The organism is Mesorhizobium sp. P2_H9 (assembly GCF_056403215.1).
Window position 1 is genome coordinate 122,597 of record NZ_JBFUFX010000006.1, and the last position, 24,090, is coordinate 146,686.

Here is a 24,090-nt window from a genome sequence, read left to right on the forward strand (position 1 = left end):
ATCTCGTCAGCCCTTGGTGAAGTAGTAGAAGGCGAGGAACAGGCCGACGGCGACGACGAAGCCGCGCACGGCGTTCTGCGGAACGCGCTTGGCGATCCAGACGCCGGCATAGCCGCCGAGCGCGCCGCCGGGGATCATGACGATCGCCTGCGGCCAGGCGATGACGCCGCCGGAAACGAAGACCAGGATGGCGACGGCGGCGATGACCACGGCCAGCATGTTCTTCAGCGCGTTCAGCCGGTGATAGTCGCCGGCTTGCGTCAGGCCCAGCGTCGCCAGCATCATCACGCCCATGCCGGCGCCGAAGAAGCCGCCATAGATTGCGGTGGCGAACTGCGCCAGGGAGCCGGCCAGCGAGCCGACCGACGCTTCATGCCCGGGTTTCGGCGCCGGCTTCAGCCACGGCCCGGCGGCGAACAGAGCGGTCGCGCCCAGCAGCAGCCACGGCACCAGGACACGAAACGAGGGATTGGAGAGCGCCAAGAGGATGAGCGCGCCGGCCAGCGCGCCCAAAGCCGAGATCAAGCAGAGCAGCAACGCGCCGCGCCAGAAATGCTTGATATCGGCCCAGTAGGCGAGCGTCGAGGTGACATAGCCGGGAAACTGCGTCACCGAGGAGGTGGCGTTGGCGACGATCGGCGGCAGGCCGACCAGCGTCATGGCGCCGAAGGTGATGAACGTGCCGCCGCCGGCGACCGCATTGGCCGCCCCTGAAAGAAAGCCGGCGAGAAAGAGCAGGACTGCGTCGAAAACAGACATTGTGAGGCCGCCGGACAAGAGTGCTGCTCCCGGATTAGGAAGCTTGCAGGGTCGGCGCAACCCCGCGCTGGGCGATTGCGTGGTGGCATGCGAGCAAAAAAGACAGGGCCAAGGCGTGACAAAGCCTCGAAATAGCTGTATGTGCCCGCCCGAACCGGAAGAACAATCTACCGGACCCGTCAACAATGACGGTGTAGTCGCCCCTGCCCGATGTCCCGAAGAAAGATGATGTCTCGGGGGACAAAGGGCATAGCCGAGCGGTCATTGGAACTGCAAGGCGAGTGTCGGACGCTCTGACTGTCGGAAGAACAAGAAGTGGACTTTTAGATGGATATTCTCCGTCAGCTCGAGGCCGAACAGGCCGCCAAGATCGAAGCCAAGCGCAAGCTCCCCGAATTCCAGCCCGGCGATACCGTGCGCGTTCAGGTCCGCGTGACCGAAGGCACCCGCACCCGCGTCCAGGCCTATGAGGGTGTCGTCATCGCCCGCGCCGGCGCCGGCTTCCAGGAAAATTTCACCGTTCGCAAGATTTCCTACGGCGAAGGCGTGGAGCGCGTGTTCCCGGTCTACTCGCCGATGGTTGAAGGCGTCGAGATCGTTCGCCGCGGCAAGGTGCGTCGTGCCAAGCTGTATTACCTGCGCGACCGTCGCGGCAAGTCGGCCCGTATTTCGGAAAACACCGGCGTGCGCGCCCGCAAGCTGAACGACGACGAACGCGATGCGCTGAACGCCGAGAAGGCCCGCATCGAGGCCGAGAAGGTGGCCGCCGCCCAGGCGCTGGCCATCGAGAAGGCCGCGCAGGACGCCGCCGAGAAGAAGGCTGCCGACGAGGCTGCCAAGGCCGCGGAAGCGACCGCCGCCGAATAAGTTTTTTCAGGCGCAGATTTCGGAAAGGCGGCTTCGGCCGCCTTTTTCGTTTTCGAACGGAATTAACCGGAAATCCGCTCTCAGCCGGGTTGACTCCAATTATCTTGTACACTATCTAATCGTGTACAAATTAAATGGAGACATGAAATGCCTGCACTCTACTCCACCCAAGCTCGCGCCGTCGGCGGCCGCGCCGGCCACGTCCGGAGCAATGATGGCCTGCTCAGCCTCGACCTCGCGTCGCCGAAGGAACTCGGCGGCAAGGGCGGCGCCACCAATCCCGAGCAGCTGTTTGCCGCCGGCTATGCCGCCTGCTTCGAAAGCGCCATGCGCTTCATCGCCGGCAAGCAGAAATTGCCGCTGCAGGATGCGGCGGTGACGGCCAATGTCAGCTTGCATGCCAATGGCCAGGGCGGCTTCCGGCTTGGCGTTTCGCTGGAGGCGGAGACTAAAGGTCTTGATCAGGCGGCCGCGGAAGCGCTTGTATCGGCGGCGCACCAGGTTTGCCCCTATTCCAACGCCATCAAGGGCAATGTCGAGGTGGCGCTTTCGGCAGTGGCGCTTCCGGCAAAGGCAGCATGACGACAAAGACGACAGAGAGTACCAGCGACGTCCCGGCGGTATCAGCCGGGACGTTCCGCGTTCCGCGGCTCGACCAGCAGCTCTGCTTCGCGCTCTATTCGGCGAGCGGGCTGATGACGAAACTCTACCGGCCGCTGCTCGAGCCGCTCGGCCTCACCTATCCGCAATATCTGGCAATGCTGGTGCTGTGGGAACGCGCGCCAAGCACGGTCGGCGCGCTCGGCGAAGCGCTGGGGCTCGACTCGGCGACACTGACGCCGCTGCTCAAACGGCTGGAAGCGAACGGCCTGGTGACCCGCCGGCGCGACGCCGCCGACGAGCGCCGCGTGCTGGTCGAACCGACGGCAAAAGGCCTGGCGCTGCGCGCACGCACGCAGGACGTATCCGCCGGGCTGGCCTGCGCCATGCCGCTCGAGGCGGCCGAGTTGAAATCCCTGCACCGCACGCTAACCCGCTTTGTCGCCGGCTTGCGCGCGGCGGGCACTGCGCCGGAGCGTGACTGATCGCCCGGTTGGAACGCCTGCCCGGCGCCATAGGGTAAACAATCTCTTACTAATATATCTTGCATTGGACATAACATCGCTTAGCAATGGGGCTTCGGCTGCCCCTTCTGCTTTTTGGAGTGATGTGATGGATTCTTTCGCCAGGGCGAACCGCTTCAACTGGGACAACCGAGCCGAATTGCATACCACTGACGAGGCCCATCGCTATTACCCGATCGATCGGGTTCTGGCCGGCGGCTTGAGCCTGACCGCGCTGGAAAAGCGGGAAGTCGGCAATCGCATCGCCGGCAAGGACATCGCCCACCTGCAGTGCCATATCGGGCTCGACACGATCAGCCTGAAGCATCTCGGCGCAAAAAGCGTCACCGGGCTGGATTTCGCCCCCAAGGCGCTTGCCGCGGCGCGCCGGTTTGCCGCCCAGGCCGGCGCCGAAGTCAGCTTCGTCGAGGCCTCGGTCTATGATGCGGTGGCGGCGCTCGACGACTATTACGACCTCGTCTACGTGACGTGGGGCACGACGATTTGGCTGGACGACATCTTCAGCTGGGCCAAGGTGGTCGCCAATCTGCTGCGGCCGGGCGGCAAGCTGTATTTCCTCGATGGGCACCCGACGATGTTCCAGTGCGGCCGCAAGACCGATCAGCCCGGTCTGTTGCTGGATTGGCGGACGCCGCCACAGGCGCCGCTGGAATGGCACGACACGCACACCTATACCGGCGACGAGCGGCCGCTGACCCATCGCCTGAATTATGAGTGGATCCACCCGTTGGGCGACGTCATCAACGCCCTCATCGCGTCCGACATGACGATCGACTTCCTCAACGAGCATGCCATTCTGGGCTGGAAGGAATTCCCCTACATGGTCGAGGCCGGCGAGGGGCTTTACGCGCTGCCGGACGGCATGACCAAGATTCCGCTTTCCGTGTCGATCGGCGCAACCAAGCGGCGCTGAGTGCCGAATCCAGCTACGGGCAAAGATCGTTCCGGAATCCCCTGATGGAAAGCATTGGAATCCGCTTTTGCTTGAAGCGCCACATCGGACCGGCTTGCACGGCGCTTGCGGACGGCTAAAGTCGGCGTCGGATTTTCCTGCAAGCCTCGGCCGTGCCGAGGCCTTTCAAGTTCTGGGAGTGTGTCATGACCAAATCGAAACTGCTGCTGGCCGGCCTGTTGGCTTGCCTTCTCGCGCCCGTCGCCGCATGGGCGCAGGCGCTGCCCGACCTCGGCGGCAAGAAGGTGGTGGTGGTGACCGAAAACGCCTATCCGCCGCTGCAGTTCATCGATGCCAAGACCGGCAAACAGATCGGCTGGGAATATGACGCGATGAACGAAATCGCCAAGCGGCTGAACTTTTCCGTCGAGTACCAGAACACCTCGTGGGACGCGATGATCCAGGCGGTTTCCGACAACCAGTACAACATCGGCATGACCGGCATCACCATCAAGGACGACCGCAAGGAGAAGGTCGATTTCTCCGACCCCTATATGCGCTCGGAACAGTTCATGCTGGTGCGCGGCGACGAGAGCCGCTTCACCGACGCCAAGACCTTTGGCGCCTTCAAGGACGGGCTGATCGGCGCGCAGGCCGGCACGACGCCGTTCTACACCGCCGTCTACAGCGTGCTCGACGGCAATGAGCAGAATCCGCGCATCAAACTGTTCGAGACCTTCGGCGCCACGGTGCAAGCACTGAAGTCGGGCGACGTCGATGTCGTCTTGACCGACGGCACCGCCGGCAAGGGCTATGTCGACGCCTCGGAAGGCAAGCTGAAGCTGATCGGCGGCCCACTCGGCACCGAGGATTTCGGCTTCATCTTTCCGAAGGGCTCAGACTTGGTGAAGCCGGTCAATGCGGCGATCGCAGCGCTGAAGGCGGATGGGACGATCGAGGCGTTGAACAAGAAGTGGTTCCTTGACTACAAGATGGGGCAGTGAGTTCCGGCACTTCACCCTCCCCCTTGTGGGGAGGGTCGATCCGCGAAGCGGAGCGGGGTGGGGGTGCCAGCGCCGGCGCCCTGTCACCACCCCCACCCCGTCTCACCAGCTTTGCGATGCAAAGCTTGTTCGCCGACCCTCCCCACAAGGGGGAGGGTGAAGCAACCTGATGGCAACGCCCCCATCATCCACCACCAAATCCGATTTCCCTTGGTGGCTTGCCGTGGCCGTGGCGATCGCCGTGATCGCTGCCATCTTCATCGCCACCARCAACCTCTACGCGCAGGTATTCACCACCGTCGCCAAGGGCATCGGCATCACCGTCTTCGTTACCGTCGTCGCCTTCGGGCTGGCTTGCGCGATCGGGCTCGGGCTTGCGCTGATGGGGTTGTCGGGGTCGCGCTGGCTTAGCCAGGTCGCCCGCTTCTATGTCGAGATCATCCGCGGCGTGCCGATCCTGGTGCTGTTGTTCTGGATCGCCTTCGCCGGCGCGCCGGCCTTCGTCGCGGGCTGGAACGCGTTGACCGCACCGCTGCAAAGCGCCGGCTTCTTCGGCGAACTGCTGGTGCGCGACGTGTCGCTGCTTTGGCGCGCCATCATGGCGCTGACCATCGGCTACTCGGCCTTCATCTCGGAGGTGTTTCGCGCCGGCATCCAGGCGGTCGAGAAAGGCCAGATCGAGGCGGCCAAGGCGCTCGGGCTGTCGCGCACGCAGCGCTTCCGGCTGATCGTCTTTCCGCAGGCGATCCGCACCATCCTGCCGCCGCTCGGCAATGATTTCGTCGCCATGGTCAAGGATTCCTCGCTGGTCTCGGTGCTCGGCGTCGCCGACATCACCCAGATGGGCAAGATCTACGCCGCCGGCTCGTTCCGCTTCTTCGAGACCTATTCGATCGTCGCCTATATCTATCTCATCCTGACCGTCGGCCTGTCGCTGGCGCTCAGAGCGCTGGAGAAGCGGCTGCGCAACCAGCATCAGGAATAGAAGTCAGGCGAAGTCGGCGCTACCATTGCGACAATGCGAGCAGTCCTGGAGGAACCCATGATCGTCGACAAGGCCAATGCGGCGCTGGATTCGGTCTATACCGCCGATACGCCGGAAGCGCTCGCAGAGGCTTACGCCGCATGGGCCGCGACCTATGACAGCGAAACCGCCTCGCTCGGTTATCTCCTGCCGTTCCTGATCACCGCCTGGGTGGCGCGCCATGTGCCGGCGGGCGAAGGGCCGCTGCTCGATGCCGGTTGCGGCACCGGCCTGTCGGGACCGTCGCTCAAGGCGCTGGGTTACCCCGACATTGCCGGGCTCGATCTCTCCGACGACATGCTGAAGATCGCCGGCAGCCGGCAAGCCTACAACGACCTGAAGAACGCGATGCTTGGCGGCCCGCTGCCCTGGCCGGACGGCCATTTTCGCGGCTTCTTCTCGACCGGCGTGTTCACCATCAGCCACGCGCCGGCGTCGGGATTGCACGAGCTTGTCCGCATCACGAAAAAGGGCGGCCACGCGATCTTCACCGTGCGCGACCAGGTTTTTGACAGCGGCGGGTTTCAGGCCGTGTTCGACGAGCTGGAGCAGGCGCAAAAATGGCGGCCGGTCGAGGAAAGCCCATGGTTCTGTTGCTATGCCATCGCCGAGCCGGATGCATTGGTGAAGACGTTTGTGTTTGAGGTGATGTGAGCGGTGACGCCCTTCCCTTCTCCCCTTGTGGGAGAAGGTGGCCGAGCGAAGCTCGGTCGGATGAGGGGTGTTCCAGCTTGGCGAGGATGGAGACTTGGCAAGGACGGCGATCCTTCGCGCACCCCTCATCCGTCTCGGCGCTGCGCGCCGATCCACCTTCTCCCACAGGGGGAGAAGGGAAGCCGCGCCCAGCCACGCGCCAATTGCCGAAAACCCAAAACATTGGTATGAGCCACGCCATGGAAGAGCTTTTTGGCGATCCGGCCTATAAAGGGTTCGTGCTGCAGGACAGAAAACGCCTGCCGTCGCGGTTCTCCGCGCGCGTTTGCGGCGCGCTCACCAGCCGGCTTAGCTAGACCGCTTTCGCCGGGCCGAAGGCGTCCGGCATTTCGCTGCTTCCCCATTTCAGATCGACGGATTTACGCACATGAGCGCACCGCGCACCCTCTACGACAAGATATTCGACGAGCACGTCGTCGACCGCCAGGACGACGGCACCTGCCTGCTCTATATCGACCGTCACCTCGTCCACGAAGTCACCAGCCCGCAAGCCTTCGAAGGCCTGCGCATGACTGGCAGAAAAGTCCGGCATCCGGAAAAGACGCTGGCCGTGGTCGACCACAATGTCTCGACCTCGCCCGAGCGCAAGTTCGGCATCAAGAACGAGGAAAGCCGCATCCAGGTCGAGGCGCTGGCCAAGAACGCCAAGGATTTCGGCGTCGAATATTATTCCGAGACCGATATCCGCCAGGGCATCGTCCACATCATCGGCCCGGAACAGGGTTTTACGCTGCCCGGCATGACCATCGTCTGCGGTGACAGCCACACCTCGACGCACGGTGCTTTCGGTGCGCTGGCGCATGGCATCGGCACGTCGGAAGTCGAGCATGTGCTCGCCACCCAGACGCTGATCCAGCGCAAAGCCAAGAACATGCTGGTGCGCGTTGACGGCGTGCTGCCGGAAGGCGTCACCGCCAAGGACATCATCCTGGCCATCATCGGCGAGATCGGCACCGCCGGCGGCACCGGCTATGTCATCGAATATGCCGGCGAGGCGATCCGCGCGCTGTCGATGGAAGGCCGCATGACCATCTGCAACATGTCGATCGAGGGCGGCGCGCGCGCCGGCCTGATCGCGGCCGACGAGACGACCTTTGCCTATGTCAAGGACAAGCCGCGTGCGCCGAAGGGCGCGTCGTGGGATGCGGCACTCGAATACTGGAAGACGCTGCAGTCCGATGAAGGCGCGCATTTCGACAAGGTGATCGTGCTCGACGCGGCCAAACTGCCGCCGATCGTCTCCTGGGGCTCGTCGCCCGAGGACGTCGTCTCGGTGCAAGGCATCGTGCCGAACCCGGACGACATCGCCGACGAAAACAAGCGCACCTCCAAGCAGCGTGCGCTCGACTATATGGGCCTGATGCCGGGTACCAAGATCACCGACATCACGCTCGACCGCGTCTTCATCGGCTCCTGCACCAACGGCCGCATCGAAGATTTGCGCGCCGTCGCCAAGGTGGTCGAAGGCAAAAAAGTCAGCCCGCATGTCGATGCGATGATCGTGCCGGGCTCCGGCCTGGTCAAGGAACAGGCGGAGGCCGAGGGTCTCGACAAGATCTTTGTCGCCGCCGGTTTCGACTGGCGCGAGCCGGGCTGTTCGATGTGCCTGGCCATGAACGACGACCGGCTGAAGCCGCACGAGCGCTGCGCCTCAACCTCGAACCGCAATTTCGAGGGCCGTCAGGGCTTTAAGGGCCGCACCCATCTGGTGTCGCCGGCCATGGCGGCGGCGGCGGCGATCGCCGGCCATTTCGTCGACATCCGCGAGTGGAAATAGTCCGGATTTTCGTCCCTGTTTCCAGAGCATTCGAGAACCCCGGACCGCAAAACGGTTCGGGGTTTTTCTTTGACCGTAGATTCGTCATCCCTGGGCGGAGCGACGCGAAGCGGAGCGCAGACCCTGGGATCCATGCCGTGACATCAGCCGAGGAATGCAACGGAGCAGAATTCTGCACCGCAGGAGCGCTCTGAAGTCGCGGCATGGATCCTCGGGTCTGCGCCGCGTCGCTACGCTCCTTGCTCCGCCCGTGGATGACGAAGAGAGAGATGCTTCGGCTAATCTCAGAGGTTTGCATTCCAGGAAAGCTGGGTTTCGCCCGTATCATCAGCCTCGGCTTAACCGCTTGTTTGGGCTTGCGCTTTAAACATCTTCCGTGACGGAAGCGAGAGAAGTCACGGTCCTTGGACACCGGCCTGTTCATAGCGCTGCTCAACCCGACGATCGCGCTGGCGCTCGGCGCGGCGTTCCTCGTGCTGTGGTTCTATCAGCGCCACCGCCCCTATCTGGCGGTGCTGGGCACAAGCTACTGCGTCTCGGCAGGCGGCTTCCTGCTGCAGTATTTTACGCTGCCCGTCGGCATGGTGCTGACCAAGCTCCTCTCCAACATATGCTTCACCTTTGCCGCCTGTTGCCTCTGCGGCGCCATCGTGGCCCGCTATGGCCGGCGCGTGCCCTTTGTCGGGATCGGTGTTCTGGCGGGCGGCGGGCTGGCCTCGTTTTGCTGGTTCCTGTTCGTCCAGCCGGATCTGACCTGGCGCATCCTTGCCATCAATTTCGGCTTCGGCGGCCTCAGCCTGCTGGTCGCAGCTGAACTGCGCCAGGTGCGCAACAACGGCCCGACGGAAAACATCCTGTTCGTGCTGTCGCTGCTGTCGGGCCTGAACTTCTTCGCCCGCACGCTGGCCGTCGTCATCGCGCATGGGCCGTTCACCAGCTATGACGGTTTCTACGCCTCGTCCTACTGGACGACGGCGCTGCTGTCGCACGCGCTGCTGTCGCTGCTGATCGCACTTTGCCTGTTCTCGGCAGCCGCGCTCGACGTGATGAAGGCGCTGAAAACCGAGACGTTTACCGACCCGCTGTCCGGCCTGCTCAACCGTCGCGGTTTCGAAGAGCGGGCGGCTCTGCTTCTGCGGCAGTGCGCCTCGGCCAGGCTTCCGGTTGCGCTGGTGCTGGCCGATCTCGATCACTTCAAGGCGCTCAACGATGTGCACGGCCATGCGGCGGGCGACCGGGTCATCGCCGATTTCGCCGCCAAGCTGAATTTCGCCACCGGCGCGCGCGGCGCTGCCGGCCGCATTGGCGGCGAGGAGTTCGCGGTGCTGCTGCCGCTGTGCGACCTGGCTTCGGCGCGCCTGTTCGCCGAGGCGATCCGCTCGCTCTATTCGTCCGGCGGTGTCACCAGCCTGCCACCGGGTATCCGAGTGACGGCGAGCTTCGGTGTCGCCGCCCGCACCGGCGACGAAGGGTTGGAACCGCTGATGCGTCGCGCCGACGAGGCGCTCTACAAGGCCAAGAAGAACGGTCGTGACAGCGTGCGCCTGTCCTACGAGCGGCCGGAAACGGTGTTCGTGCCGGACTACGCCAGCCTCGGTTAGAGACACTTGTTTTGGCATGATCTTTTCCGAAAACCGGGTCCCACTTTTCGCTGACGCGGTCCTTCGGTTCGGGATCATGCCTGAACGTTAACGTCTTTTTCGCGCGTCGGTGGTTAGCTGTCGCCCCGGGGTGCGAAAGACGCAATGGGCAGCGCAGACTTCATCCTTGTCATCAATCTGTTCGTTGCCGGACTGCTGGCCGCGGCCTTCATGGCGATTGCGATCTATGATGTAGGACGCGTATCGGCACGCTGGCTGGCGTTCGGCTATGTGCTCGGCATGGTCTATTTCGCCGTCGAATTCAGCATCCCGGTTTTCGCCGACGCACGGCCTGCGGTTGTCACCGCTTTCGCCGTTTTCCTGGGCGCCACCATCGCCTTCAATACCGGGCTCGCCCGCAAGTATGGCGTGGCGCCGCCCTGGCCGCCGATGCTGTTCTTCCTGGTCTTCGCCACCGTCGCGGTCTGGTTCGTGCAGGATCTGCCGCGCCAGTCGCTTGCCCGCATGATGGCCTACCAGCTTCCCTATGCGGCCATGCAGCTGGTCGGTTTCGGCATCGTCTGGTCGTCAAGGCAAAGGCGCGACCGGCTCGATCGAATTCTGCTGGCCGTGCTGGTGGCCAGCGCCGCGCAGTTCGCCTCAAAGCCGTTCATCGCGCATGCGCTGGGTGGCTGGGGCGCTGACCCGCAGTCTTATGCGCAGACCAGCTACGCGCTGGTGTCGCAGTCGCTCGGCACCGTGCTGGGCCTGGCGCTGGCGCTTCTGATGCTGGGCATCCTGGTTCGCGACGTGCTGGCCGAGGCGACCTCGAAGTCCGAAACCGACACGCTGTCGCGGCTGCTCAATCGCGGCGGTTTTGAGCGCCATGCCGAGGTCGCGCTGCGCGATGCCGTGCGCCAGGGCGTTCCGGTGGCGCTGGTCATTGCCGATCTCGACCACTTCAAGGGCATCAACGATAGCTATGGCCACGCCTCAGGCGACCGGGTGATCGCGACCTTCGCTGGCTTTCTTCGCGATGCCGCTGCCGACCACCACGTTGCCGGCCGCATCGGCGGCGAGGAGTTCGCCATCATTCTGCCGGGAACCAACCTTGCCGCCGCGCGGCTGTTTGCCGAGGGCACACGCAGCGCTTTCGGCGCGCTGCCGATCGATAGCCTGCCGGCGGAGCATCGCTGCAGCGCCAGTTTTGGCGTGGCCGAGCTTTCCGCGCGTGAAGGGTTTTCCGACCTGCTGCGGCGCGCCGACGAAGCGCTCTACCAGGCGAAAGGCGCTGGCCGCGACTGCGTGCGGGTCTCGGCCGGACCGGTCGTCCGGCAGGCGACAGCAGCGAACGCCGGATAGATCAGCGGCAAGGGCTGAGGTTGGGCATCTCGCCGTCGGAGAGGCCGTACATATAGGAGCGGCCTTTGATGAAAACCGGCGGCTGGTAGCAGCCGCGGCGGATCACATTGTCCGATTCGTTCTCGTAGATGACGTCTGGTTCGCCGGCGTTGCCAGCGCTGGTGTAGTCGGACAATTCTTTCGCCAGCTTGCCTTCGCCAACGATGATGCGCTTGTAGCCGGCGGCGCTGTCGATGACGAGATTGCCGAAGGAATCGGCATAGACGCGGTCGTGGTGGCGCGTCCCGGCGAGCGCCGGTGCGGCAAAGCCGACCGATAGTGCCGCCAGCATGAGCGCCGGAAGTCGTAGTGTGCCTGAATTCGAACGCATGGCGTCCTCCGTTTCCTAGAGGCAAGCCTCCTCGAATCAGAAATTAACCTTTTATTAACCTTTGTTAAGGGGGGCAGCCGGTGATGCGGCAATCTCTTGGCAAACATGGTTAATATCAGTCGGAATGGAAAGCCCGGCGGCCATCATTCGGCCATGCTTGCCCGCACCATCGCGGCCGGCGTCGACTTGCAACCATGACGCTTGATCTTGGCAAGGCATGGCGGCTAGTTTGCCGCGCGGGAGGACAACATATGGCGTTACGCCGGGCTTTTCGGATGACGCTTGTGCTTGGCCCGCTGCTGGTAGCAGCAGCCTGCGTGCCGCAGAGCAACGCGCCGAAGGCCGCAAGCACCGCCGCCGCCGCTGTCTCGATAGCGCCGGGCGCACCTTCGACTGCTGCCCCCATCATCGTGGACACGGCCGCGCCGCAACCGCGCACTGCGACCTACAATTGCGCCGACGGCGGCAGGATCACGATCGAAAATCTCGGCACGGCGCTGCATGTCCTCGGCCCCGACGGCACAGCTGAAGACCTGCCGGCGTCGCCGGCCAACCAGAACAGCCGGTACGGCGCAGCCCATGACGCAATCGTGATTGACGGACGCGAGGCGCTGGTGATGAAGGGTGGGAAAACGCCGGTGACCTGCAAGCGCTGACCGGGTGTGTCGATATTCAGCTGATGCCGGCCTGCGAATGGCAGCTTCCTGCGCTTCCGGCCTTCGCCGGCCGAACCACTCATGAGGGGTGCGCAGTTAAGGCTACGGCCGGCGTAGGCCGGTGCTCACGTACTGAAGTACGCTCCGCTCCGGTTCTCGCAAACCACCATTCTCGGCTCGGCCTGAGCTGAATCTCGGCACACCCTCCGCGCCCGAGCCAGGCGAAATACCGCACTGCAGCGAACGCTGCGCCGGCTTTGGGCCGATGCCCTAATCGATTGAAGCGAAACGCCGCCTTTTTGTCAGACTAAATGACGTTTTCAAAACGATTTTCTGGCTTTGACGCGGTGCAAAAAGAGCATTAGAAACCGCCTGTCCGAAGTCGCATCCGGAAGCGGCAATGCCGCATTTCCGCCGGTGGCTCCAGAGACGCCGAACTGGGGGAGCCATGAGCAAATCACCAGCCACCCGCGCGAGACCGCTTTCGCCGCATCTGACCGTCTATCGGATGCCGATCACGATGACGATGTCGATCATCCATCGCATCACCGGCGGGGCGCTGTATTTCGGCACGCTGCTGGTCGCCGTATGGCTGATGGCGGCGGCGAGCTCCGAGGCCACTTTCGATTGGGTCAACTGGGCCTTCGGTTCGTGGCTCGGGCGGCTCATCCTGTTCGGCTACACCTGGGCGCTGATGCACCACATGCTGGGCGGTGTGCGCCATCTGGTGTGGGACACCGGCGCCGGTCTTGAAAAGCACACGGCATCGAAGATCGCCTGGGCGACGCTGGCCGGCTCGATCTCGCTGACGCTGTTGATCTGGATCGCCGGCTACATGGCGCGGGGAGCCTGATCCATGAGCGGTAAAAACACCGATATGCGCATGCCGCTGGCCAAGGTCCGCGGCCTTGGCTCGGCCCGCGAGGGCACCCAGCATTTCTGGCGCCAGCGGCTGACGGCCATCGCTAACATTCCGCTGACGCTGTTCTTCGTCGGCTTCCTCATCGCGCTCAACGGCGCCGGCTATGCCGAGGTGCGCGCGGCCCTCGCCAATCCGTTCGTGGCGCTGGTGCTTGCCCTGGTGCTGTTGTCCGGGCTCTATCATATGCGGCTCGGCATGCAGGTCATCATCGAGGACTATGTGCATGGCGAGGGCATGAAGCTGGCGCTGATCGCGCTCAACACTTTCTTTTCCGTAGTGGTCGGCGTCGCCTCGATCTTCGCCCTGCTCAAGCTGGCATTCGGAGGCTGAATTTGGCCAAGGACGCGAAGACCGCCAACAAGGCTGGTTACACCTATGTCGACCACAAATTCGATGTGGTGGTCGTCGGCGCTGGTGGCGCCGGCTTGCGCGCCACGCTCGGCATGGCCGAACAGGGCCTGCGCACCGCCTGCATCACCAAAGTGTTCCCGACGCGCTCGCACACGGTAGCGGCGCAAGGCGGCATCGCCGCCTCGCTTGCCAATATGGGGCCTGACAACTGGCAATGGCATCTCTTCGATACCGTCAAGGGTTCGGACTGGCTGGGCGACATAGACGCGCAGGAATACATGGTCCAGCAGGCGCCCGCCGCCGTCTACGAGCTCGAACATTACGGGGTGCCGTTCTCGCGCACCGAAGAGGGTAAGATCTATCAGCGGCCGTTCGGCGGCATGATGATGAATTTCGGCGAGGGCCCGCCCGTGCAGCGCACATGCGCTGCCGCCGACCGTACCGGCCACGCCATGCTGCACACGCTCTACGGCCAGTCGCTGAAGCACAACGCGCAGTTCTTCATCGAGTATTTCGCACTTGACCTGATCATGGAGCCGGACGGCACCTGCACCGGCGTCGTCGCCTGGAATCTCGATGACGGCACCATCCATCGCTTTTCGGCCAAGATGGTGGTGCTGGCGACGGGCGGTTACGGCCGCGCCTATTTCTCTGCGACGTCGGCGCACACCTGCACCGGCGACGGCGGTGGCATGGCGGCGAGGGCCGGCTTTCCGCTGCAGGACATGGAATTCGTGCAGTTTCACCCGACCGGCATCTATGGCGCCGGCTGCCTGATCACCGAGGGCGCGCGCGGCGAGGGCGGCTATCTCGTCAACTCCGAGGGCGAGCGCTTCATGGAGCGCTATGCGCCGTCGGCTAAGGACCTTGCCTCACGCGACGTGGTGTCGCGCTGCATGACGCTGGAAATCCGCGAGGGGCGGGGCGTCGGCCCGAAGAAGGACCATATCTTCCTGCATCTCGATCATCTCGACCCGGCCGTCCTGCATGAGCGGCTACCCGGCATTTCGGAATCGGCCAAGATCTTCGCCGGCGTCGACCTGACCAAGGAGCCGATCCCGGTGCTGCCGACGGTGCACTACAATATGGGCGGCGTGCCGACCAATTACTGGGGCGAGGTGCTCAACCCGACGGCGAAGAGCCCCGACCGGGTGTCGCCGGGGCTGATGGCGGTCGGCGAGGCCGGCTGCGCTTCCGTGCACGGCGCCAATCGCCTCGGCTCGAACTCGCTGATCGATCTCGTCGTGTTCGGCCGCGCGGCGGCGATCCGCGCCGGCCAGGTCATCGATCGCACATCGGCTATCCCGGCGCCCAACGAAGCCTCGGTCGAGAAGATCATGGACCGCTTCGACCGGCTGCGTCACGCCAACGGCTCGACGCCGACGGCCGTGTTGCGTGAAAAGATGCAGAAGGCGATGCAGGAAGATGCGGCGGTGTTCCGCACGCAGGAATCGCTGGAAAACGGCTGCAAGCGCATTTCGCAGATCTGGACAGAGCTGAAAGACGTCAAGGTGTTCGACCGCTCGATGATCTGGAACTCGGACCTGGTCGAGACGCTGGAGCTGGAAAATCTGATGGCCAATGCCATCACCACGGTCTACGGCGCCGAGGCGCGCAAGGAGAGCCGTGGCGCGCATGCGCGGGAAGATTTTTCCGCCCGCGACGACAAGGTCTGGCGCAAGCACACGCTGGCGCGGCTCAGCGAAGACGGCAAGGTGACGCTCTCCTACCGGCCGGTGCACACCGAGCCGCTGCTGGCCGAAAAGGATGGCGGCATCAGCCTCGCCAAGATCGCGCCGAAGGCCAGGGTGTATTGACGATGGCGCTGGCGGCATCGGGATATTCCGGCACGCCCCTTCCGGCCAAGCTCGGCCTGAAGGACGGGATGATCGCGGCGTTCATCGCGCTGCCGGCGGAACTCGATGATCTCGCCGAGGCGGTCGATTTCGCTCGGGTCGACCGGCTGGCCGATTGGTCGGAGATTTCCGGCGCTGCCCTGAAATACGATGCCGTCCACGCCTTCACCAAACAGCGTGCCGAGATCGAGGATCGCCTCGCCGGTATCCAGGCGGCGATCAAGCGCGACGGCATGGTCTGGGTGTCCTGGCCGAAAAAGGCCTCGAAGGTGCCGACCGATGTCACCGAAGGCGTCATCCGCACCGAAGCCCTGAAACTCGACCTTGTCGACGTGAAAGTTGCCGCCGTGAACGAGATCTGGTCCGGGCTGAAGCTCGTCATCCGAAAGGGCCTGAGGTAATGGTCGAACTGACGCTCCCCAAGAACTCGCAGATCAAGGCGGGAAAAACCTGGCCGAAGCCGGAAGGCGCGACCAATTTGCGGGAATATCGCATCTACCGCTGGTCGCCGGACGATGACGAGAACCCGAGCATCGACACCTATTTCGTCGATATGGATGATTGCGGGCCGATGGTGCTCGACGCGCTGCTCTGGATCAAGAACAAGATCGACCCAACGCTGACCCTGCGCCGCTCCTGCCGCGAAGGCATTTGCGGCTCCTGCGCCATGAACATCGACGGCTCCAACACGCTGGCCTGCACCAAGGGCTGCGACGACATTTCCGGCGCCGTAAAAGTCTATCCGCTGCCGCATATGCAAGTGGTCAAGGATTTGGTGCCCGACCTCACCAATTTCTACGCCCAGCACGCCTCGATCGAGCCATGGCTGAAGACGGTGTCGCCGCAGCCGGCCAAGGAATGGCTGCAGAGCCATGAAGACCGCGAAAAGCTCGACGGGCTCTACGAGTGCATATTGTGCGCCTGCTGTTCGACCTCATGCCCAAGCTACTGGTGGAACGGCGACCGCTATCTCGGCCCGGCAACCCTCTTGCAGGCCTATCGCTGGCTGATCGACAGCCGCGACGAGGCAAAGGGCGAGCGGCTCGACAATCTCGAAGACCCGTTCCGGCTCTATCGCTGCCACACCATCATGAACTGCGCCCAGACCTGTCCGAAAGGGCTCAACCCGGCCAAGGCGATCGCTGAAATCAAGAAGATGATGGTGGAACGGCGGGTGTAGCTTCAGCGAGATCGCGGTCTGCTGCGATCCTTCGCGCCCCCCTCTGTCCTGCCGGACATCTCCCCCACGAGTGGGGAGATTGGCCGTCACTGCGGCTTTCGCCAATTTCCAAGGTTGAAGGATGATGTGCTGTCGGCGAAGCTACCGATCTCCCCCCATGTGGGGGAGATGTCCGGCAGGACAGAGGGCGGCGCTGTCCCGCCAGCGTCAGAAAGGACTGCAACCCAATGAGCGACGATCTTCCCATCCTCTCCCCCGTCGAAGCCCGGATACTCGGCTGCCTGATCGAGAAGAAGGAACTGACGCCGGATATCTATCCGCTGACGCTCAATGCCGCGCACGCCGCCGCCAACCAGAAGACGGCGCGCGAGCCGGTTATGGCGCTGGAGCAGGTGGAGGTGCACCGGGCCCTGAAGCTGCTCGAGCAGAAGGGGCTGGTGCGGCAGATGTTCGGTTCCCGCGTGGAGCGCTACGAACATCAGATGGCGCAACGATTCTCGCTGACCACGCCGCAGACCGCCTTGCTGGGGCTGCTGTTGTTGCGCGGGCCGCAGACGGCACATGAACTCTTGGCGCGGGGCGAGCGGATGGCCAAGTTTCCGTCGATCGAAGACCTGCGCGGTGAACTCGACATGCTGATCGGCCGCCGGCCGCCGCTCGTCCAGGAAATCCCGCGTGGACCAGGCCAGCGCGAGGACCGCTTCGTGCAGCTTCTCGGTGGCCCGGTGGACGTTGCTGCCCTGTCCGCGCAGCGCAATACGCCGATCATGCCTGTCTCCGACCTGGAAGCGAGGATTGAATCGCTGGAGCAGGAAGTCGCAGCACTTCGCGCCCGGCTCGACGCGTTGGGGGCTTAGCAATTAGCGGAGATGTCGGAGGGACAGCGCCCCCCTCTGGCCTGCCGGCCATCTCCCCCACGAGGGGGGAGATCGGCAGCTCCGCCGTCCCGCTCTCTTTCATCGCCGGCGATTGGCGAAAGCCGAGGCGACGTCCAATCTCCCCACTTGTGGGGGAGATGCCCGGTAGGGCAGAGGCGGGCGTGAAGGATCGCTACCAGGGCAAAGATCACCCAATCAGCCCAATTTCGCGTCGAGCGACACCTTTATGGCGCCGAGCGCTTGCGACACGGGGCAACCGGCCTTGGCCTTTTCCGCCAACTCCTGGAATTTCGCGGCATCGATGCCCGGCACCTTGCCGACCACGGTGAGGGCGCTGCCGGTGATGCCGGTGCCGGGCACCAGCGTTACCACGGCCTTGGCGTTGAGCTCGGTGGCAGGGGTGCCGTTCTCGGCCAGGAAATGCGAGAACTGCATGGCGAAGCAGCCGGCATGGGCCGCCGCGATCAGCTCTTCCGGGTTGGTGCCGGATTTGCCGCTTTCGTCCTCGAAGCGCGCCTTGAAGGAATAGGGCGTGCCCTTCAGGGTTCCGCTCTGGCTGTCGAGCGTGCCTTTGCCCCCCTTCAGATCGCCTTTCCAGATGGCGTTTGCGGTGCGGTCCATGGAGTCCTCCTTGATTGATCCGATTGCGCCGGCCCGGTGCCGGCGTTCCTTCCAACTATAGCGCGGGCACACCGGAAGACCACCGCGGTCTTGCGGCCATCGCCCACTCTTCGTGGCACCTCGCAAATTATTTTGAAAAAAATGTGCGTGCAAAAATGTCGACTTCGCCGTGCCCCGACCGTCCTGGGGGCGGCCACGGATTTCGTGGCGGATGGAGGTTCCCATGAACAATCTGTTTTCCGCGCATTGGATAGACACCGGCCGAGAGGCCAGAGCACAAGAAACCGACTGGCTGAATCAGCAGCCGTCCGGCTTCGGCCGGCTGCTTGCGGCGGTCGCCATCATCGGCGTTGCCTTCTGCTTTATCGATCATGCAGCGGGCAAGCACCCGGCTGACACTTTGATCGCCTCATCTTATGTTTCGCAGCAAGGGAGATAAAAAATGCAATATGTTTGCCTGGTCTATGGTGAGGAGAAAGACCTTCACGCCCTGACCGCCGAGGGGTCGGCCAAGCTCGATGCCGAGTCGCTGGCCTATGACAGGTCATTGGAAAAGCGCGGCCAGCTGATCATCGCGCAGGCGCTGCAGTCGGTAAAAACGTCGAAAACAGTGCGTCGGCGCCAGGGCAAGAGATTGATTACCGACGGCCCTTTCGCCGAGACCAAGGAGCAGTTGCTGGGCTTCGTCATGATCGAAGCAAAAGATCTCGACGAGGCGCTGGAGATCGCAGGCGGAATTCCGCTGGCCGAAATCGGCACCATCGAAGTCAGGGCGATCTACGACGTGCCGGGGTCGTGAACCCGAAGTCGGCGACTTTGAAACCAGGGGTTCCAGGCCGGTGGAATGCCTCTGGTTCTTCGCCGCAAGCAATCTTTGCGTGTTGAAGCAGCGCAATACTTCTCCTATCGTCGGCGCGATTTTGGGGGATGTTGGCATGCCGTTCTTGATTGCTATCCTTGGCGTCCTTGGGGCGGCAGCGTTCTGGTGGTACCGGATGAAGGCCATGAACGAGGCGGCGCGAGAAGTCGCCGATGTCGTCGGTCGGGTCCAGGGCAATATCCGCCGCAAGAAGCTGCGCAAGCAGGCGGCGCTGTCGCCGCTGACGGCGATCGACGATCCGGTGGTGGCGGCGGCAACGCTGATCACCGCCATGGTTTCCGAGAACGGGCCTATCCTGCCGCAGCGCGAAGCCGTCATCCGGTCGGTGATCTCGGAGATTGCCGACAAGAAGAAGACCGATGAGGCGGTGATCTATGCCAAATGGGCGGCGGCGCAGATCGACGACACGACGATCGTCATCGACAAGCTGGCGCCGTTCCTGCGCGAACGTCTCGATGTGGCCGAGCGAAACGATCTGCTGCAGATGGTGAACCGCGCGGCCCAGGGCGGCGAGAAACGCCTGGAGATTGCCGACCAGCGGATGTTGCGGCTGCGGCAAAAGCTGGGTTTCGAGGTGAATTAAGTTCGCTGGCGGGGATCTGAGCCCGCTACCTTGGCAGATCGCCTTGGCGATTAGCGGAAACACCCATCGCTTCGTCATCCTGGGGCGTAGCAAGGAGCGAAGCGACGCGGCGCAGACCCCGGGATCCATGCCGCGACTTCAAAGCGTTGCTGCGATGCAGAATTCTGGTCCGCTGCATTCTTCGACCAAGGTCACGCAATGGATCCTTGGGTCTTGCTCCGCTTCGCGTCGCTACGCCCAAGGATGACGACGTTGGGCAACGCTCAGATCGCCTCGCCCTTCAACAGCCGCGGCGTATCGCCCGACAGGCCGGACGCCTGGCGAATGAAAAACTCCTTCAGTCGCGGCATGCGTTCAACCAGCCCCAGACCGATATCGCGGACGGCGCGCAGCGGGCCGATGTCGTTGGAAAACAACCGGTTCAGCACATCGGTGGTGATGCCCATCTGCACGGTGTCGAAGCGCCGCCATTGTTGGTAGCGCTCGAGCACGTCAAGCGCGCCGATGTCCTGTCCCAGCCGGTCGGCCTCGACAATCACTTCAGCCAGGGCGGCCACATCCTTGAAGCCGAGATTGAGGCCCTGGCCAGCGATCGGGTGGATGCCGTGCGCGGCGTCGCCGGCGAGCGCGATGCGCGGCGCGACGAAGGCGCGGGCAATGGTCAGGCCGAGCGGCCAGGCGCGTGGTTTGTCGGCGACGCGGATTTCGCCGAGCTTCAACCCGAAGCGCAGTTCCAGCTCATGCTCGAAGACGAGGTCGTCGCCCGAAACCAGTTTTTCGGCGTCCTCGGAGCGTTCGACCCAGACCAGCGACGAGCGATTGCTGCCGTCCTTGCCGGGCTTCAGCGGCAGCGTGGCGAAAGGACCTGCGGGCAGGAAATGCTCCTCGGCGCGGCCATTGTGCGGGCGCTCATGCGCCACGGTGCAGACGATACCGGACTGGCCGTACTCCCATTTCACCGTCTTGATGCCGGCCATGTCGCGCAGCTTCGAGTTGACGCCGTCGGCGGCGACCAGCAGTCGCGCCTTCAGCGCAGCGCCGTCGGCCAGATGCACGGTGATGCCGGCGCCGTTGCTGTCGAAGGCGCCGACGGCGACACCTTCGATGATGTCGATGCCGAGTTTTTGCGCGCGCCGGCGCAGGGCGCCGTTCAGATCCGTGTTTGCGACCATATGCGCAAACGGTTCGCCGGGCGCGACCTCGCCGTCAAAGGTCAGAAACACCGGGCGTACCGGATCGGAGGTGCGCGAATCGGTGACGATCATCTCGGTGATGGCCTGCGCCTCCGGTGCGATCTCCTGCCAGACACCGAGCTGGTCGAGCATGCGGCAAGCAGCGGCGGCAATGGCCGAGGCGCGGCCGTCCCTTTGCCAGGCTCCGGCGGGCGCGGCATCGACGATGGCGACGGCGAGGCTCGGCCGTGCTTGTTTCAGCGATACGGCGGCGGCAAGGCCGACATAGCCGGCGCCGGCGACCAGAACGTCGAGTGAGCCTCGGGCTTTTGCATCCGCCTTGCGGTCCGCCATGATAAATTCCTTTCGTGGCCTTGGCTGTTGCCGGCGGCCATTCCGGCCTTGACTGCCCGCCATTCCTGTCGGAAACCGCCTTAACACTTCCGCAGCCAGTGTCCCGATTCTGAAATTCGTCCGAGTTGGATATCGAGGGCAGTACGAATTTCAGAATCGTAAGGACACTAGCAAACTGACGATTTCTAGTTGTCGTTTTGATTTCGAAGTTCGCTCCGAGCGCAATATCAAAATCAAGCGAACTTCGAAATCACGACACTAGGGGCGCGAAAAACATGACAGCGGCCATGGACGAGCTTCTCAGCATTCTCGACCTCGAGCAGCTGGAACACAACCTGTACCGTGGTCGCAGCCCCAAACTCGACTGGCAGCGCATCTTCGGCGGCCAGACCATCGCCCAGGCGCTGGTTGCCGCGCAGCGGACGGTCGAACCGGAGCGCCACGTGCATTCGCTGCATGGCTATTTCATGCGGCCGGGCGACACCAAGGTGCCGATCATCTACGAGGTCGACCGCATCCGCGACGGCGGCTCCTTCACCACCCGCCGCGTGGTGGCGATCCAGCACGGCCAGGCGATCTTTTCTCTCGAAGCCTCGTTCCAGCAAGACGAAATCGGTCTCGAACACCAGGTGCCGATGCCGCAGGACGTGCCGGCGCCCGACAGCCTGTTGTCGCAGCGCGAATTGCTGGGCAAGTTCGGCGAGGCGGTGCCCGAGGGCATCAAGCGCTACTGGGAGCGCGACCGGCCGATCGAGATGAAGCCGGTGATGCTGAAGCATTACACAAGCCGCGAAAAACTGGAGCCGAAGCAGAACATCTGGATCCGCACCACCGGTCCGGTGCCGGCCGACAGAGGCATACAGGCGGCGGTGCTCGCTTATCTCTCCGATATGACGCTGCTCGACACCTCGACCTTCGCGCATGGCCGCGCCATTTTCGATCGCGACATCCAGGCGGCAAGCCTCGATCACGCCATGTGGTTCCATCGCAGCCATCCGCTCGACGACTGGATCCTCTACACGCAAGACAGCCCGTCGACACAAGGCTCGCGCGGCTTCACCCGCGGCTCGCTGTTTGCCCGCGACGGCACATTGATTGCCTCGGTTGCCCAGGAAGGCCTCATCAGGTTGAAGCGGCCGCCCGCAGAATAGGCATTTTTGAAAAATTGCCCATTTTTTAATCACAAGCGTTACCCCGGCTGTGCACATTTAGCCGCCAAACCTCTCCCAATCCGTTTGTTTACAGAGGGTTAACACCCTGCTTCGGCAATTGGCACGGAGCTTGAATCCTAGCGGGCACTCTCCGGCTCTCATTGGGATCGGCGAAGTCGTAAACGCGGGGGACCCGCAACAGCAAAGGGTGAAACCTTATGAAAATCGTGATGGCAATCATCAAGCCGTTCAAGCTCGACGAGGTGCGCGAAGCGCTCACCGCAGTCGGCATCCAGGGCCTGACCGTCACCGAAGTCAAAGGCTACGGGCGTCAGAAGGGACATACGGAAATCTATCGCGGAGCGGAATACGCGGTCAGCTTCCTGCCAAAAATCAAGATCGAAGTCGCGGTCAGCGGCGACCTGGTCGACAAGGCCGTCGAAGCCATCACCGCGGCGGCCAAGACCGGTCAGATCGGCGACGGCAAGATCTTCGTGTTCGGCATCGACCAGGCGGTGCGCATTCGCACCGGCGAAACAGACACCGACGCGCTTTGAGCGGCGAACACGTATTCCAATGGAGAGTTCAATGAACATACCTTCCACCTTGAAAACAACGGGACGTGTGGCCGCGCTTGGCTCGCTCGCTCTCGCTGCAATGGGCACGGTCGCCGCCTTCGCGCAGACCGCGGCTCCTGCCACCGCCGATGCAGCTGCGGCTGCGCCGCCGGCACCCGCGCTCGACACCGGCAACACCGCCTGGATGCTAACCTCGACGGCGCTGGTGCTGATGATGACCATCCCCGGCCTGGCGCTGTTCTATGGCGGCATGGTGCGCAAGAAGAACGTGCTCGCCACCATCATGCAGAGCTTTGCCATCACCTGTCTGGTGACGGTGCTGTGGTTCATGTTCGGCTATTCGCTGGCCTTCTCCGACGGCGGCGGCATCAACAGCTATCTCGGCGGCACCTCGAAATTCTTCCATCACGGCATCACCACGTCCTCGCTGTGGCTGCCGGGCGTCGCGAACATTCCTGAATTCGTCTTCTCGATGTTCCAGATGACCTTCGCCATCATCACGCCTGCGCTGATTGCCGGCGCCTTCGCCGAACGCTTTAAGTTCTCGGCGCTGCTGATCTTCATGGCGCTGTGGCTGCTCGTCGTCTACGTGCCGATCGCACACTGGGTCTGGGGTGGCGGCTTCCTCGGCACGGCTGGCGTGCTCGACTTCGCCGGCGGCACGGTCGTTCACATCAACGCCGGTGTCGCGGGTCTGGTCTGCGCGCTGGTTCTCGGCAAGCGCGAAGGCTACGGCACCACCAACATGGCGCCGCACAACCTCGTCTACTCGGTGATCGGCGCTTCGCTGCTGTGGGTCGGCTGGTTCGGCTTCAACGCCGGTTCGGAACTGGCGGCCGACGGCCTCGCGGGTGCAGCCATGCTCAACACCCAGGTTGCCACCGCAGCCGCGGCTCTCGCCTGGATGTTCGCTGAATGGATCATCGCCAAGAAGCCCAGCGTGCTCGGCATCATCTCCGGCGCCGTTGCCGGCCTGGTCGCGGTGACGCCGGCTTCCGGCTTCGTCAACCCGACCGGCGCCTTCATCGTCGGCATCGTCGCCGGCGTGCTCTGCTACATATCGGCGGTCAAGGTGAAGCACATGTTCGGCTATGACGACTCGCTCGATGCCTTCGGCGTCCACGGCGTCGGCGGTGTCATCGGTGCTCTGCTCACCGGCGTGCTGGCCGATCCGGCGATCAACAGCCTGTCGTCGGGTGCTTCGCTCGGGAAGCAGATCTACGGCGTTGCCGTCACCATCGTGTGGACGGCGGTCGCCACCTTTGTGATCCTCTATGTCGTCAAGGCCCTGGTTGGCCTGCGTCCGACGACACAGGAAGAGGTCGAGGGTCTCGACATCAGCCAGCATGGCGAAGTGGTGCCGTAAGGCCAGCTTTGCCAACGGGACCGGCGGAACCCTCCTCCCGCCGGTCCCCTTATCTCTCTACGCATCCCG

At 63.5% G+C, this 24,090-nt stretch carries 27 protein-coding genes; 23 read left to right on the forward strand and 4 right to left on the reverse strand.

Features of this window, described 5'->3' with window-relative positions:
* Nucleotides 1–6: 6 nt before the first annotated feature.
* Nucleotides 7–759, reverse strand: a complete 753-nt coding sequence (locus AC1DXN_RS12920; RefSeq protein WP_477270330.1) for a sulfite exporter TauE/SafE family protein — start codon at nt 757–759, stop codon at nt 7–9.
* A gap of 327 nt (nt 760–1,086) precedes the next feature.
* On the opposite strand from AC1DXN_RS12920, the gene rplS reads away from it, so the two are divergent.
* The 10 genes from rplS (at nt 1,087) to AC1DXN_RS12970 (ending at nt 11,103) form a co-directional block, all read left to right on the forward strand.
* Entirely contained in the window at nt 1,087–1,626 is a 540-nt protein-coding gene (rplS, locus tag AC1DXN_RS12925; protein ID WP_477248724.1) for a 50S ribosomal protein L19, read from the forward strand.
* Nucleotides 1,627–1,773: 147 nt separating this feature from the next.
* A complete protein-coding gene (locus tag AC1DXN_RS12930) occupies nt 1,774–2,208 on the forward strand; it encodes an organic hydroperoxide resistance protein (RefSeq protein ID WP_477270332.1) in 435 nt (144 codons plus the stop codon).
* Nucleotides 2,205–2,711 (forward strand): MarR family winged helix-turn-helix transcriptional regulator, encoded by a 507-nt coding sequence (locus tag AC1DXN_RS12935; protein WP_477270334.1) that lies wholly within the window; start codon nt 2,205–2,207, stop codon nt 2,709–2,711. Before AC1DXN_RS12930 ends, AC1DXN_RS12935 begins: the two co-directional genes overlap by 4 nt.
* 127 nt (nt 2,712–2,838) lie before the next feature.
* A complete protein-coding gene (locus AC1DXN_RS12940; protein WP_477270336.1) occupies nt 2,839–3,663 on the forward strand; it encodes a class I SAM-dependent methyltransferase in 825 nt (274 codons plus the stop codon).
* A 185-nt stretch (nt 3,664–3,848) separates the two neighbouring features.
* The gene (locus AC1DXN_RS12945; protein WP_477270338.1) at nt 3,849–4,646 is read left to right on the forward strand and encodes a transporter substrate-binding domain-containing protein; all 798 of its coding nucleotides are present in this window, start codon (nt 3,849–3,851) and stop codon (nt 4,644–4,646) included.
* A 169-nt stretch (nt 4,647–4,815) separates the two neighbouring features.
* A complete protein-coding gene (locus AC1DXN_RS12950; RefSeq protein ID WP_477421564.1) occupies nt 4,816–5,631 on the forward strand; it encodes an amino acid ABC transporter permease in 816 nt (271 codons plus the stop codon).
* Nucleotides 5,632–5,688: 57 nt separating this feature from the next.
* Nucleotides 5,689–6,324: a class I SAM-dependent DNA methyltransferase gene (locus tag AC1DXN_RS12955; protein WP_477270342.1), complete on the forward strand. Its 636-nt coding sequence runs from the start codon at nt 5,689–5,691 to the stop codon at nt 6,322–6,324.
* Nucleotides 6,325–6,751: 427 nt separating this feature from the next.
* Nucleotides 6,752–8,161 carry a 3-isopropylmalate dehydratase large subunit gene (gene leuC / locus AC1DXN_RS12960; protein ID WP_477270344.1) on the forward strand — a complete coding sequence of 470 codons (1,410 nt, stop codon included), beginning with the start codon at nt 6,752–6,754 and terminating at the stop codon, nt 8,159–8,161.
* 404 nt (nt 8,162–8,565) lie between these two features.
* On the forward strand, nt 8,566–9,762 hold the full coding sequence (locus AC1DXN_RS12965; RefSeq protein ID WP_477270346.1) for a GGDEF domain-containing protein: 1,197 nt from the start codon (nt 8,566–8,568) through the stop codon (nt 9,760–9,762).
* Between the two features lie 144 nt (nt 9,763–9,906).
* A complete protein-coding gene (locus AC1DXN_RS12970) occupies nt 9,907–11,103 on the forward strand; it encodes a GGDEF domain-containing protein (protein ID WP_477270348.1) in 1,197 nt (398 codons plus the stop codon).
* Nucleotide 11,104: 1 nt separating this feature from the next.
* Here AC1DXN_RS12970 and AC1DXN_RS12975 read toward each other — a convergent pair whose 3' ends face one another.
* Nucleotides 11,105–11,473 (reverse strand): hypothetical protein, encoded by a 369-nt coding sequence (locus AC1DXN_RS12975; RefSeq protein WP_477248734.1) that lies wholly within the window; start codon nt 11,471–11,473, stop codon nt 11,105–11,107.
* A gap of 275 nt (nt 11,474–11,748) precedes the next feature.
* Here AC1DXN_RS12975 and AC1DXN_RS12980 point away from each other — a divergent pair, with 275 nt between their 5' ends.
* From AC1DXN_RS12980 to AC1DXN_RS13010, 7 genes are all read left to right on the forward strand, one after another.
* On the forward strand, nt 11,749–12,129 hold the full coding sequence (locus AC1DXN_RS12980) for a hypothetical protein (protein ID WP_477248735.1): 381 nt from the start codon (nt 11,749–11,751) through the stop codon (nt 12,127–12,129).
* A 448-nt stretch (nt 12,130–12,577) separates the two neighbouring features.
* Complete coding sequence (gene sdhC, locus AC1DXN_RS12985) at nt 12,578–12,982, forward strand: succinate dehydrogenase, cytochrome b556 subunit (protein ID WP_477248736.1); 405 nt, start codon at nt 12,578–12,580, stop codon at nt 12,980–12,982.
* A 3-nt stretch (nt 12,983–12,985) separates the two neighbouring features.
* Nucleotides 12,986–13,381 carry a succinate dehydrogenase, hydrophobic membrane anchor protein gene (gene sdhD / locus AC1DXN_RS12990; protein WP_477270350.1) on the forward strand — a complete coding sequence of 132 codons (396 nt, stop codon included), beginning with the start codon at nt 12,986–12,988 and terminating at the stop codon, nt 13,379–13,381.
* A gap of 2 nt (nt 13,382–13,383) precedes the next feature.
* Nucleotides 13,384–15,219, forward strand: a complete 1,836-nt coding sequence (gene sdhA / locus AC1DXN_RS12995) for a succinate dehydrogenase flavoprotein subunit (protein ID WP_477270352.1) — start codon at nt 13,384–13,386, stop codon at nt 15,217–15,219.
* A gap of 2 nt (nt 15,220–15,221) precedes the next feature.
* Complete coding sequence (locus AC1DXN_RS13000) at nt 15,222–15,659, forward strand: DUF3052 domain-containing protein (protein WP_477270353.1); 438 nt, start codon at nt 15,222–15,224, stop codon at nt 15,657–15,659.
* Nucleotides 15,659–16,438 (forward strand): succinate dehydrogenase iron-sulfur subunit, encoded by a 780-nt coding sequence (locus tag AC1DXN_RS13005; RefSeq protein WP_477270354.1) that lies wholly within the window; start codon nt 15,659–15,661, stop codon nt 16,436–16,438. Before AC1DXN_RS13000 ends, AC1DXN_RS13005 begins: the two co-directional genes overlap by 1 nt.
* Nucleotides 16,439–16,665: 227 nt before the next feature.
* On the forward strand, nt 16,666–17,295 hold the full coding sequence (locus AC1DXN_RS13010) for a YceH family protein (protein ID WP_477270355.1): 630 nt from the start codon (nt 16,666–16,668) through the stop codon (nt 17,293–17,295).
* 216 nt (nt 17,296–17,511) lie between these two features.
* Here AC1DXN_RS13010 and AC1DXN_RS13015 read toward each other — a convergent pair whose 3' ends face one another.
* On the reverse strand, nt 17,512–17,937 hold the full coding sequence (locus AC1DXN_RS13015; RefSeq protein WP_477248742.1) for an OsmC family protein: 426 nt from the start codon (nt 17,935–17,937) through the stop codon (nt 17,512–17,514).
* 223 nt (nt 17,938–18,160) lie between these two features.
* Between AC1DXN_RS13015 and AC1DXN_RS13020 the strand changes: the two genes are divergently transcribed.
* The 3 genes from AC1DXN_RS13020 (at nt 18,161) to AC1DXN_RS13030 (ending at nt 19,400) form a co-directional block, all read left to right on the forward strand.
* A complete protein-coding gene (locus AC1DXN_RS13020; RefSeq protein WP_477270357.1) occupies nt 18,161–18,376 on the forward strand; it encodes a hypothetical protein in 216 nt (71 codons plus the stop codon).
* 3 nt (nt 18,377–18,379) lie between these two features.
* Nucleotides 18,380–18,736 carry a YciI family protein gene (locus tag AC1DXN_RS13025; protein ID WP_477248744.1) on the forward strand — a complete coding sequence of 119 codons (357 nt, stop codon included), beginning with the start codon at nt 18,380–18,382 and terminating at the stop codon, nt 18,734–18,736.
* Between the two features lie 136 nt (nt 18,737–18,872).
* Nucleotides 18,873–19,400, forward strand: a complete 528-nt coding sequence (locus tag AC1DXN_RS13030) for a hypothetical protein (RefSeq protein ID WP_477270359.1) — start codon at nt 18,873–18,875, stop codon at nt 19,398–19,400.
* Between the two features lie 263 nt (nt 19,401–19,663).
* On the opposite strand, the gene AC1DXN_RS13035 is transcribed toward AC1DXN_RS13030, so the two are convergent.
* Nucleotides 19,664–20,926: a ubiquinone biosynthesis hydroxylase gene (locus AC1DXN_RS13035; protein ID WP_477270361.1), complete on the reverse strand. Its 1,263-nt coding sequence runs from the start codon at nt 20,924–20,926 to the stop codon at nt 19,664–19,666.
* Nucleotides 20,927–21,201: 275 nt separating this feature from the next.
* Here AC1DXN_RS13035 and tesB point away from each other — a divergent pair, with 275 nt between their 5' ends.
* The 3 genes from tesB to AC1DXN_RS13050 all read left to right on the forward strand — a co-directional run bounded on the left by tesB (nt 21,202) and on the right by AC1DXN_RS13050 (nt 24,021).
* Nucleotides 21,202–22,077, forward strand: coding sequence for an acyl-CoA thioesterase II (gene tesB, locus AC1DXN_RS13040; protein ID WP_477248747.1), 876 nt, complete (start codon nt 21,202–21,204; stop codon nt 22,075–22,077).
* Nucleotides 22,078–22,295: 218 nt separating this feature from the next.
* Nucleotides 22,296–22,634 (forward strand): P-II family nitrogen regulator, encoded by a 339-nt coding sequence (locus AC1DXN_RS13045; RefSeq protein ID WP_477248748.1) that lies wholly within the window; start codon nt 22,296–22,298, stop codon nt 22,632–22,634.
* Nucleotides 22,635–22,665: 31 nt separating this feature from the next.
* Nucleotides 22,666–24,021, forward strand: coding sequence for an ammonium transporter (locus AC1DXN_RS13050; protein WP_477270363.1), 1,356 nt, complete (start codon nt 22,666–22,668; stop codon nt 24,019–24,021).
* Nucleotides 24,022–24,090: the final 69 nt, after the last annotated feature.